Raw genomic sequence first — 12,010 nt, 5'->3', positions numbered from 1 at the left:
GTACGCGCAACGTGAGGATTTTGTAGTGAAATACTGGACTACCTATAACTACAATAACTAATCTGAATTACTGGTGCCACTATCTAGAGTTATTAATTAATTTCATACCTCAGAGGGTTATCTAGAAATGAAAATGCTTAGACATTAGTGCAAGGCGATCGCTCTGGTTTTAGTCCAGTGATGTCCTGATATTTTGTCAAAATTACTAAGGAGAAAAACTAAGTTGAAATTATTTTCTATTGACGAACTGGCAATATTAGCAGCAGCTAAAGATACTTGCGTTTCAATTTTTCTACCAACCGAGCGTCGAGGAGTAGAGACTCAACAGAACCCCATTCGGTTTAAAAATTTACTCCGGGAAGCTGAAGAACAACTAATTGCTACCGGAATGCGGCCACAAGATGCTAGAGACTTACTCAAACCTGCTCAAGAATTAGATGAATATGATTTTTGGCAACATCAAAGTGATGGATTAGCAATTTTTATCTCTGGCGATGTATTTAGTTACTACTGTGTGCCACTCGATTTTGCGGAATTAGTAGTAGTAAGTGACCGTTTTCACTTCAAGCCTCTGCTACCTTTGCTCACAGGCGATGGACAATTTTATATTTTGGCACTCAGTCAAAATCAAGTGCGATTGTTCCAAGGTAGTCGCTACAGTGTCAGCGAGATGGAGTTAGGCGATGTGCCTCAAAGTATTGCGGAGGCACTAAAATATGATGATCCCGAAAAAAGCCTCCAGTTTCATACTGGCATATCACAAGGGGGAGGAGGGGGCGATCGCTCCGCTATATTTCATGGTCAAGGTGCCGGCAATGAGGAGCAAAAAGATGACTTGTTGCGTTACTTCCAAAAGGTGAATGGCGGTTTACACGAGTTGCTGAACAATCAAAGATCGCCTCTGGTGGTAGCAGGTGTTGACTACCTTTTACCCATTTATAAGCAAGCTAATACTTATCCTCACTTAATGGATGAAGGCATTACAGGTAATCCAGAGGAGATACAAGCTGAAGAATTACAGCAACAAGCTTGGAATATTGTCCAGCCATACTTTGAGCAAGCACAACATGCAGCAATGGAACGCTATCAAGAAATGGCAGGGACAGGACAAACTGCAAGTAATGTCTCAGAAGCTGTTTCCGCCGCTTATTACCAACGAGTTGATTCTTTATTCGTTCCTGTGGGACAACAAAAGTGGGGACATTTTGATCCAGAGACAGGCAGAGTAGAGGTACATCCTCAACAAGAAGTCGGCGATGAGGACTTGATGGATTTAGCAGCTGTACATACACTGTTAAACGGTGGTACTGTATATGCCGTTGAGCCAGAACAATTACCAGGAGCAGCTCCTTTAGCGGCGGTATTGCGTTATTAAAGATCATGGTGAGACGGTTTCTCAAGGGTATTGGCAGATTTCATACCCGTAAATTTCTAGTTGTCATATTTTTTTTGAGTTTGCTGCTTGTACCTATGGGAAAGGGGCTAACACAGGCAATTCCCCCCATACCTGTAACGCCCCCACCAGGGGAAACTCAATCAATTCCCGCAGCCGGCCCATTTTTTGCCGATATAGTCGTCAGGGGACAGCCTGTGTTTCAACTTGGTAGCCTGGGAAAACTCAGTGCTACTGAACGGGCGCAGATTATTAACCGTCGTATTGCCAGCGTTTTAGTCCAAAATCCAGTTAATAGGACTGTTTCTGTGGTCCTAGACCCCCAGCGTGATATCGCCACGTTGCAACTCAATAACCGGGTGTTAATGACTGTCACCCAACAGGATGCCCAAGACTTTAACCTAGAAGTAGAAACATTAGCACAACAGTGGGCACAGCAGTTGACTCAAGCATTTGAGCAACCTCCCCTAGCCATTGATGTGGGGCAACGACTATTATCTACTCTGCGGCAGTTTCAGCGAGACACTATTGATAACCTACCATCCTTTATAGGTATGATTTTAGTGGCGATCGCCACTGGGTTAATCGCTACTAGTATGCGTCGTCTGACTTTGGCAGGGGCACATCGCTGGGAAATAGATCGTAGCTCCAAAATTTTAGTTAGCCGCCTGGTATATGGCGTGGTGTGGGTGGTAGGTGCAATTGTGGCATTGGGAGTCCTGGGATTAGACTTTGCCACTTTACTGGGAACTTTGGGGTTAACTAGTGTGGCCATAGGTTTTAGTCTCAAAGATATTTTGAGCAACTATTTTTCCGGTATTATTTTGCTGGTATCTCGTCCTTTTCATTTAGGGGATCAGATAGTCATTCAAGAATTTGAAGGTACAGTTACTCAAATTCAACTACGAGCGACAACATTGAAAACCTATGATGGGCGTGTTGTTTATATTCCCAATCAAGAAGTTTTTGGTGCCACTATTGTTAATAACACTGCGTCAACTGTTCGCCGCAATTCCATTATTTTTGGTATTGATTACAATGCCGACATCACAAAAGCCAAACAAATTATCAAAGACACGGTGTTAGGAGTTGAAGGCATCGAAAAAGAACCAAAACCAGATATTTTAGTGCGCGAACTTGCAGCAAGTACAGTGAATATTGAGGTGCGCTGTTGGGTAAATTCTCGACGATTACCATTTTTAGAAACTACATCTTTGATGGCTCAAGCAATTAAAGAAGCACTAGAACAAGCAGGAATTGGAATGCCTACAGAAATACATACTTTACAATTTCGTGATTCATTAAAAATTTCTAATAATGGCACAGGAGTAGCAAGTAGGGAGTAGACAAATAAGGGGAATAACTCTAACTACATTCAGTAATGTAAAAAAGTCCACGGGAAATCTAACTTCCAAATCAGGAATTCAGATCTTTTTAGTAGGGCGGTATTTTTTTGGTCTATTTCTTGGTCAAACTGATTTTGGTTCTGCTTATGGTGTAGCTGGGTCGTTTGTAATTGTGATCACTTGGATTTTTTATGTTGCCCACATTTTGTTTTTAGGAGCAGAGTTTACCAAAGTTTACGTCAAACAGCGCGGCGCGGCAATTGTACCTTCTGAGTATGCTATACATATTTCTGAAGAAGAACAGTATAACCATTCGTCTTCCAAAAAAAAGCGTCACCGTAGGTAGATGAAATTATCTTTTATTACTTGACAAAATGCTTGGCAGAAGATTTTGGTAATCATTATGCAAAAAAAAGAATATCAAATTAATTTAAATTTATGAATGAGCCAAGTGTTAAAAAATTTTGGGATCAACTGAATAATACAAGACTGATTCGTTATGTATTACTATTTGCGCTGGGTTGGGCAATTATCCAAGTTTTGGCTTATTTTGAAACAGTACTTATCGTTTTTATATTTGCGGGAATTTTAGCCTTTTTACTAAATTATCCAGTTAAATGGGCTGAACGTTTTTTACCACATGGTATTGCAGTTATTATAATTTTTTTACTTAGTCTGTTGATTTTAGGTGGTTTAGTAGCAACTCTCGGTTTTGCTATCTTATCTCAGTTCCAAGAATTACTCAATCAGGCACCTCAATTTCTTGATTATGTAATTTCTCTATTAGATACATTACAAAATTTGCTCACAAGATTTAATTTTCAAGTAGATTTGCAAGCAGTTGAGGAAGAATTACGCAATCAAATTTTAGCAGGTATTGGTACGGGTTGGACGACATTTCAAATTATAATAACTAATTTAGTTGATTTAGTTTTGATAGCTGTGGTCGCTTTTTTTATGTTGTTAGATGGGAAAAGAATTTGGAATTTTATTATAAAGATTTTTCCACCCAATACACGGGATAAACTCACTTCTGCCATCCAGCAAAATTTTTTGGGATTCTTTTGGGGGCGTTTATTATTATCCTTATTTTTTGGTATTTCAATATTTATTGTTTTTATTTTTATGCAACTACCTTATGCTTTATTTTTAGCCGCGATCGCAGGTGTATTTGACTTAATTCCTGGCATTGGTGCCACCATCGGTATTACCCTAGTTTCTTTAATTGTTTTACCTCAAGGAATTTTGGTAAGTTTACAAGTATTAATTGGTTGTGTTCTCCTCCAGCAGGTAGAAGAAAACTTACTCATGCCGCGAATTATGCAAGGTTCAATAAATATGAATCCAGTCTTCATGTTCTTTGCCTTATTAGTAGGAGCGAAAGTCGCTGGTTTAGTAGGAGTGTTTCTATCAATTCCCCTTGCTGGAGTATTGATTAGTATGTTTGAAGTTGAAGAAATTCAGGGCGGAAATTAGAAAAGTGTAATTAATTTTGTTTAACTACTTATCCTATACCGATTTTGAAGAATTGGGCTTTCCCGCTGACTTCCTGTAACAATAGAGATCAAAACTGCTTTGACTCATATTTACCAGTGAACGCCTCTACCAGCAACTCTGCCCAAACCCAGTCACGCAAAGCGGATCACATCCGGATTTGTCTAGAAGAAGATGTTCAATGTCACCAAATTACCAATGGACTAGAACATTATCGGTTTACTCATTGCTGTTTACCGGAACTCAACAGCGAAGATATTGATATCAGTACAACTTTTTTCGGCAAACACCTCGGCGCACCCCTGTTAATTTCGTCCATGACTGGCGGTACAGCACAAGCCGCAATGATTAACCAACGTTTAGCGCAAGTAGCCCAACATTACAAAATCCCGATGGGTGTTGGTTCCCAGCGTGTAGTTGTGGAAAAACCTCAAGTGGCTGATACTTTTGCTGTGCGTAAATACGCACCGGATGTGCTTCTGTTTGCTAATCTGGGCGCTGTCCAACTTAACTATAAGTATGGTTTGGATGAATGCCGACGAATTATCGATATTTTAGAAGCTGATGCGTTGATTTTGCACATTAACCCTCTGCAAGAGTTTATTCAACCCAGAGGTGATACTAATTTCCGTGGTGTGCTTGATAAAATCGCTGATTTATGTATTAAATTACCAGTACCAGTAATTGCCAAGGAAGTAGGTAACGGGATTTCCGCCGCAATGGCAGAAAAACTCATAGCAGCGGGAGTACAAGCAATTGATGTCGCTGGTGCTGGTGGTACTTCTTGGGCCAAGGTAGAAGGTGAACGCGCGGAAAATGCTTTGCAAAGACGCTTAGGACAAACCTTTGCTGATTGGGGTTTACCGACAGCAGAATGTCTCACCAGTATTCAGGCGATCGCTCCTCACATACCCTTGATTGCTTCAGGGGGGTTACGTCACGGACTAGATGTAGCTAAGGCGATCGCTTTAGGAGCAGATTTAGCTGGTTTAGCTATGCCCTTTTTGCAAGCAGCCGCAGCATCAGAAGCAGCAGTCTATGATTTAGCTGAGGTGTTAATTGCAGAAATTACTACGGTATTATTTTGCACTGGTAATGCTACTTTGAAAAATTTGCAGGATTCCGGAAATTTACAGCGAATTTCCTAATTCTCACTTTAGGGAATGGAAAGAAAAATTTGACAATTATGTTTTTCCCAGCAAATTGTTCTCAGTCGCCAACCAAAACTTTTAACGGAATCACGGAAGTCCCCACTTTCAGCGAAGCAAGGTGGGGATGGACAGTGGGCGGTGACGATTGACCCCCGACTAATATCAACTACTAGGTTGATGAGGGAGTGGGGTCGTTGAGGAGTCGCCAATTGTTTGGGATGGCAGTCTATCAATCCAATCTTCAACAAGTTGCGTGATTGTTTTTTCTTTGCTTTGTGCATAAAGTCGTAGCTTGTTCAACCTGTTTTCGGAAAGCCTCAAATTCAATCTTCCAGTTTTCATATAAAGACGTACAATGTATGTCTTTATATGTTAGTGTATAAATGGTTGTTGACCCACCCACTCGACTCATCACAAACGGTCACAGTAGCGGTCGCACGCTTACCAAGTCTAAGAGCGAGAGAAAGGGGGAAAGACCTCGGTCACTGGTTCGCAAGGTTACGTCCTGCGGTAAAAATAAGCCATACAGAGGTGTACGAGAAAGTAATCAAACTGTCCCAGGAAGTGGGATGGCTGCGCGGGTTCTTCCTTGAGAAGATCAAGGTAGCAATACCAGAGACGCTGTGTAAGACCATGATCGGGTTTAGTCCCGAATATCTTTGTGATATACCCAACGTGGCAACGACGAATGAGACGCGAAACGATGATGGTTGTTTTACTGAAGCTCCGGTTTCAGCGAAGCAAGCCGGAGTACTTCACTTATTGTCTATTGTGATTTATAACTAAAATGCGTAATTTTGTTAAACAAACTTTTGCTAGCTTACTCGGTACTATTTTAGGACTGTTTATTTTCTTCGGTATCGGCACAACAGGAATTTTTTTACTGTTAATTGCAGCTACAAGTACCAGAGAAAGTAGTCCACCGGTGAGAGATAAATCTGTGGTAGTTTTTGACTTATCGATGAATATCACTGACAGGGAACCCGGTTCTGGCGAATTGTTTCAAAGAGCATTATCTGGAGCAGAAGTAGAAAGGATGACACTGCGTCGTGTTCTCGAAACCATAGAAAAGGCCAGGCTTGATCCGCGCATTGTCGGTATTTATTTAGATGCTAGCCGCACCAGAACAGTTGGGAATATGGGCTTTGCTTCCCTGACAGAAATTCGTCAAGCATTAGCAGAATTTCGCGCCTCCGGAAAGAAGATTGTTGCCTATGGTGTAGGTTTGGGACAAAGGGAATATTACTTAAGTTCGGTGGCAGATACTATTGTCATTAACCCTTTAGGTTTGATGGAAATTCAGGGTTTGAGTAGTCAACCCTTATTTCTGACGGGAGCTTTAGACAAATTCGGCATTGGTGTTCAGGTGGTGCGCGTGGGGAAATTTAAAGGAGGAGTGGAACCATTTACCCTCACTCAGATGAGTCCAGAAAACCGCGAACAAATACAAACCTTGTTGAACGATGTTTGGGGAGATTGGCGGACTACGGTAGGTTCTAGCCGGAAACTGACCCCCCAACAGTTGCAAGCGATCGCAGATACTCAAGCCATTCTCGCACCGGAAGAAGCTAAAGCCAGTGGTTTGGTAGATCAGGTAGGATACATCGATCAGGTGGTGACTGACTTAAAAAAATTGACGGACAGCAGTCAGTCTGATCGGACATTCCGACAAATCAACTTGATAAATTACGCCCAAGTTTCCGGCAAAAATCTCGGTGTAGAACGTAACTCCAAAAACCGCATTGCTGTGGTTTATGCTGAGGGCGAAATTGTCGATGGTAGAGGTGAAGAGGGTCAAGTAGGAGGCGATCGCTTTGCCAGAATTTTCAATCGACTACGCCAAGATGATGATGTCAAGGCGGTTGTTTTACGAATTAACACCCCCGGCGGTAGTGCGACAGCATCTGAGATCATGCAGCGAGAAGTACAACTCACCCGTGAAGTCAAACCTGTTGTTGTATCTATGGGAGATGTCGCCGCCTCTGGTGGTTACTGGATTGCTAGCGATTCCAGTCGCATTTTTGCCGAACCAAACACCATTACAGGTTCCATAGGTGTATTTGGTGTGCTGTTTAATGGACAGGAATTAGCAAATGATAATGGCATTACTTGGGATTCCGTGAAAACAGCACAGTTTGCTGATACTCAAACAGTAACTCGCCCAAAAACAACCCAAGAGATAGCTATTTATCAGCGTAGTGTTGACCGTATTTATAATCTATTCCTCGACAAAGTTGTGCAAGGACGCAAACTATCACAACAAAAAGTCTCAGAAATTGCCCAGGGTAGAGTTTGGTCTGGTTCTGCGGCTAAAGAACTTGGTTTGGTCGATGAAATAGGTGGTCTTAGTGCTGCTATTGAATATGCTGCTGAACAAGCGCAACTGGGTAAAGATTGGCAATTGCAAGAGTATCCTCAAGTCAGCAGCTTTGAAGAAAGATTTTTCGGGCGCGCTACTGAAGAAATACTGACCGTTTTCAAAAATATGGGAATACAAACTCAAACATCTAACTTCTTGACAGCTGAATTGCAAAAAATACAACAAGAAATGGCAATTTTGCAAAATATGAACGATCCATTAGGGGTTTACGCTCGTTTACCCTTCAATTTCCAGATTGAATAGTACAGCCAGAATTTTTCCTAGCGATAAATTTAAAAATTAACAGCTAATGGAATTAACTACAACTTCACATGCACTCAAAGAATGGGCAGTTGCCATAAATGCCTTAGAACACGGTAAAACTATTATGTTGCTCCGGAAAGGTGGGATTCATGAAAAAAACGGACGTTTCCAGGTAGCCCATGAGCAAATTTTGCTTTACCCTACTTATGAACATCAACAATCTTTGATGCTTAAGTCTGAGTATGCCAATCTCGTATCTCCTGTTACTCCGGGTTGGCATCCTGAAATGGTTCCTATAAGTAGTTGGGCGCAAATCACCGATATTTTGCCAGTTAATGACGAGTTGATTGTTAACGCCTTGCTTCCCTTTCATATCTGGAACGAGCATTTCATTAGCGATCGCCTCAAATGGAAGCCTCGTCAATCAATGTATATTCTTTTACTTAGAACTTATAAATTACCCCAAGTTGTAGAAATTCCTTATCTTCAGGAATACGGTGGTTGCAAGTCATGGATTGATTTAGCGCCAACTATTCCCATACAAGATACAGACGCAGTGTTATCGGACTCTCACTACACAGAATTAGTCCACAAAATTCGCAGTGTAATTTTGGGCAACACATAAACTTATGTCTTAATTTTTACTTTTACTATGATAAAACCCAAACCTTGGTATTTTCTTGGCAACTCTTTGATCCCATATTCTGCATATCAGTGTTAGCCTTTCTTGTAAGGATGACGTTGTGTTGTGGCATCATGTCTTAGTTGTTGCCGCCCATTTGTAATAATACGTAACATATCTTTGAGGTCTTGCTCGATACCTTCGAGGACATTATCAGCGTATTCATCAGCGCCATTTTCAATATCTTGGGCTTGGGCGATCGCAGTTTGTCGCATTTCCTCCAACTCTTGTTGGCAAATACGCCGTCTGTTATCAATTTCTGTGAGGGTTTCTTGCATCATCGCCTCACATTGTTGTTGCACTTGTCGCCGCAACTGATCAGCTTCCTGTTCTGCCTGTCGAATAATATCGCTTTCCGCCAAAATTTGCGCTCTTTTAGCTTGGGCTGCCTCAATAACTTGCTGCCCATATTCTTCCGCTTCCAACAACACCTCTTCCTTATGTTGTAGGAGTGAGGCCGATTGCTGAAAAATCGATGGCAAAGAAAGCCTGATGAAATCTAACTGTTCTAATAACAGTTCTTCATCTATTAATGTGCGTCCTGTTAGGGGAATGCGAAGACCATCCAGAATCAACTCTTCTAAACGGTTGAGTTCTTGTTGAAGATCTAAGCTTCCCGTTCCGTTGGGAGACTCTTGAGAGGGGGGATAGCTTCCGTTGTAATTTGGTTCGCCATTGGAGAGGTGTGGTTGTAGCATTTGTATATATCTAGGGCAATTTGTTCGGGAACAAGATGATCAACAGATCCGCCAAACCTTGCAATCTCTTTTACCACACTACTACTTAAAAAACTATACTCATTTGATGTTGCGAGAAAAACTGTCTCGATTTGAGTGGATATAGTTTTATTAGTATGAGCCATTTGCAACTCCACTTCAAAATCAGAAATTGCCCGTAAACCTCGTAACAACACTTGTGCGTGCCGCTTTTGAGCATAATTGACAGTTAAACCGTCAAAAGCATCCGCCTCTACATTAGTCAGATGTTGAGTAGTCCGACGAATTTGTTCTAATCTTTCCTGCACAGTAAACAATGGTACTTTATTAGGATTCCCCAGAACAGCGACAATCACCTGCTCAAACAACCGACTTCCACGCTGAATAATGTCAAGGTGACCTAAAGTGATAGGGTCAAAGCTACCAGGATAAATAGCAATCACAATATTTTTGATGTATCAAAGCTACTTAGGTCAGTATAGGTCATTGGTCATTAGTCATTAGTTATTAGCCATCGGTTAAACTTCTCACATCTCCCTAGCCCCTAGTCCCTAGCCTCTAGCCCCAAAAAACCTGCTCTAATTGTTTATAACGCTTAACAATGTAGTCAACTAGGTAGTTTTGCATGATATTGGATCTTTCGGCTTTGCCTTTAGCGTTTCAATTTACTTCTCCAGGCCCCGTTCTAGTAGAGATAGGGCCAATAACTATTCGTTGGTATGGTTTATTAATTGCCTCAGCAGTCTTAATCGGTGTCAGCCTTTCCCAATATCTGGCAAAGCGCCGTAACGTGAACCCAGATTTGGTGAGCGATTTGTCAATTTGGCTGGTGATTGGGGCAATTCCCGCAGCACGACTTTATTATGTTTTGTTTCAATGGCCAGAATATTCCCAACAACCAGGGCGGATTATCGCTATTTGGGAGGGAGGTATTGCCATTCACGGAGCAATTCTTGGTGGGACTTTGGCGACTATAATTTTTGCCAAACTCAAACAAATTTCTTTTTGGCAACTTGCTGATTTAGTGGCTCCTTCGCTGATTTTAGGTCAGGCCATCGGACGTTGGGGAAATTTCTTTAACTCGGAAGCTTTTGGTCGTCCCACCGATTTACCGTGGAAGTTATATATTCCCTTGGCAAATCGCCCGCCAGCATTAGCTAATTTTGAATACTTTCATCCCACCTTCCTCTACGAATCTTTGTGGAATTTAATTGTTTTTGCCTTGCTGATCACTTTATTTTTTCGAGGTTTATCTGGCAAGCCATATCTGCGCTTAGGGACGATATTTCTGGTTTATTTGGCAACCTACAGTTTAGGCCGGGTATGGATTGAAGGTTTTCGCCTTGATAGTTTAATGCTGGGGCCACTGCGAATTGCCCAAGTTGTGAGTTTCACCGGCATTATTTTGGGATTAGCTGGATTAGCTTGGCTGTATTTGCTGAAACGGCCCTTACCTGATGTAGTTTCTCACCCGAAAAGTAATGAGGAGATGAGGGGATAAGGGGAAGTGATTTCCCAAGGATTAATGACCAAAATAAAAAATGCCCCAGAGTATTCTCTAGGGCTTAACCAGGGTGCATCTACCATTCATCTCTACTAGAGATAAAGGGTAAATCCGGAAAGTTACTGAGTGAACACCAAAAAAAATTTCTTGAGAATTTTATTCTTAAGTTTAAATACGTAGAAAATTTTAAAGTTTTTGTATGAAAAGCAATTTATATTCTGTAGAACCCGCAGTTTACATTGTAGGAGCAGGCCCCGGAGATCCAGATTTATTAACGGTTAAAGCGCAGAAACTACTGGCTGTGGCAGATGTAATTTTATTTGCTGATTCTTTAGTACCAGAACATATTTTGCATCTTTGCCGACAAGATGCGGAAATAATTCGGACTGCGAGTAAAACTTTAGAAGAAATTTTGGCGCTGATGATAGAACGGGTGCGATCGCACAAGTCTGTAGTTCGTCTGCATTCTGGTGACCCTAGTCTTTACAGCGCTGTCCATGAGCAAATGCAGCTTTTAGCGGAGGCTAACATTCCCTTTGAAGTCATACCAGGTATTAGCGCTTTTCAAGCCGCAGCAGCCAAGCTCAAAATAGAGTTGACTGTTCCTGGTTTAGTCCAAACTATTATTTTGACGCGCATTAGTGGACGCACAGAAGTCCCAAAGAGTGAAGAATTAGCTAGTCTGGCTGCACATCAGGCTAGTCTGTGTCTTTATCTGAGTGCGCGTCATATCGAAAAGGCCCAAGCCAAACTCCTAGAACACTACTCACCAGAAACCCCAATAGCGATTTGCTTTCGCATCGGATGGCCCGATGAAAAAATCATGGTTGTTCCCCTCAAGCAAATGGCAAATTACACTCATCAAGAAAACCTGATTCGGACGACACTTTATCTCATCAGTCCAGCACTTGCACCCACAACCGGGCGATCGCGTTTATATCATCCTGAACATAATCATCTATTTCGTTCATCTCATCGTTAGAGACTGGGGAACTCGCGGCCCCCTCTGGTTCGATAAACTTAACAATGTCAACAAAAATCAAAATTTGAATTCGATACTATGCCTTTGTCTTGGTTCCACTTTTGCCCTGTTTGGATAAT

General features: G+C 41.7%; 11 protein-coding genes. 8 read left to right on the top strand and 3 right to left on the bottom strand.

What is annotated here, in order from left to right; genetic code table 11:
* Positions 1-223 precede the first annotated feature (223 nt).
* The 4 genes from ACM0OT_RS03330 to fni all read left to right on the top strand — a co-directional run bounded on the left by ACM0OT_RS03330 (position 224) and on the right by fni (position 5,381).
* Positions 224-1,375 (top strand): hypothetical protein, encoded by a 1,152-nt coding sequence (locus ACM0OT_RS03330; protein ID WP_414562702.1) that lies wholly within the window; start codon positions 224-226, stop codon positions 1,373-1,375.
* Positions 1,376-1,380: 5 nt separating this feature from the next.
* Complete coding sequence (locus ACM0OT_RS03325; protein ID WP_414562701.1) at positions 1,381-2,739, top strand: mechanosensitive ion channel family protein; 1,359 nt, start codon at positions 1,381-1,383, stop codon at positions 2,737-2,739.
* A 438-nt stretch (positions 2,740-3,177) separates the two neighbouring features.
* Positions 3,178-4,215 (top strand): AI-2E family transporter, encoded by a 1,038-nt coding sequence (locus tag ACM0OT_RS03320; protein WP_414562699.1) that lies wholly within the window; start codon positions 3,178-3,180, stop codon positions 4,213-4,215.
* 116 nt (positions 4,216-4,331) lie between these two features.
* Complete coding sequence (gene fni / locus ACM0OT_RS03315; RefSeq protein ID WP_414562697.1) at positions 4,332-5,381, top strand: type 2 isopentenyl-diphosphate Delta-isomerase; 1,050 nt, start codon at positions 4,332-4,334, stop codon at positions 5,379-5,381.
* Between the two features lie 8 nt (positions 5,382-5,389).
* Here the strand turns inward: fni and ACM0OT_RS03310 are convergent, their stop codons facing one another.
* On the bottom strand, positions 5,390-5,665 hold the full coding sequence (locus ACM0OT_RS03310) for a hypothetical protein (RefSeq protein ID WP_414562695.1): 276 nt from the start codon (positions 5,663-5,665) through the stop codon (positions 5,390-5,392).
* 506 nt (positions 5,666-6,171) lie between these two features.
* On the opposite strand from ACM0OT_RS03310, the gene sppA reads away from it, so the two are divergent.
* Both sppA and ACM0OT_RS03300 read left to right on the top strand, forming a co-directional pair.
* Complete coding sequence (gene sppA, locus ACM0OT_RS03305) at positions 6,172-8,007, top strand: signal peptide peptidase SppA (protein ID WP_414562693.1); 1,836 nt, start codon at positions 6,172-6,174, stop codon at positions 8,005-8,007.
* A gap of 46 nt (positions 8,008-8,053) precedes the next feature.
* Positions 8,054-8,632 carry a DUF1802 family protein gene (locus ACM0OT_RS03300; RefSeq protein WP_414562691.1) on the top strand — a complete coding sequence of 193 codons (579 nt, stop codon included), beginning with the start codon at positions 8,054-8,056 and terminating at the stop codon, positions 8,630-8,632.
* A 92-nt stretch (positions 8,633-8,724) separates the two neighbouring features.
* On the opposite strand, the gene ACM0OT_RS03295 is transcribed toward ACM0OT_RS03300, so the two are convergent.
* Both ACM0OT_RS03295 and coaD read right to left on the bottom strand, forming a co-directional pair.
* Entirely contained in the window at positions 8,725-9,387 is a 663-nt protein-coding gene (locus ACM0OT_RS03295; protein WP_414562689.1) for a DivIVA domain-containing protein, read from the bottom strand.
* Positions 9,297-9,848, bottom strand: a complete 552-nt coding sequence (coaD, locus tag ACM0OT_RS03290) for a pantetheine-phosphate adenylyltransferase (protein ID WP_414562687.1) — start codon at positions 9,846-9,848, stop codon at positions 9,297-9,299. The genes ACM0OT_RS03295 and coaD overlap by 91 nt, the downstream gene beginning before the upstream one ends.
* A 182-nt stretch (positions 9,849-10,030) precedes the next feature.
* Here coaD and lgt point away from each other — a divergent pair, with 182 nt between their 5' ends.
* Both lgt and cobM read left to right on the top strand, forming a co-directional pair.
* Positions 10,031-10,906 carry a prolipoprotein diacylglyceryl transferase gene (gene lgt, locus ACM0OT_RS03285; RefSeq protein ID WP_414562686.1) on the top strand — a complete coding sequence of 292 codons (876 nt, stop codon included), beginning with the start codon at positions 10,031-10,033 and terminating at the stop codon, positions 10,904-10,906.
* 202 nt (positions 10,907-11,108) lie between these two features.
* Entirely contained in the window at positions 11,109-11,891 is a 783-nt protein-coding gene (cobM, locus tag ACM0OT_RS03280; protein WP_414562684.1) for a precorrin-4 C(11)-methyltransferase, read from the top strand.
* Positions 11,892-12,010 lie beyond the last annotated feature (119 nt).

It is taken from the genome of Anabaena sp. CCY 9613 (assembly GCF_963920895.1).
GTDB lineage: Bacteria > Cyanobacteriota > Cyanobacteriia > Cyanobacteriales > Nostocaceae > Cyanocohniella.
The sequence above is the reverse complement of the archived record's forward strand: the minus strand, read 5'-3'. Positions and strand labels throughout refer to the sequence as shown.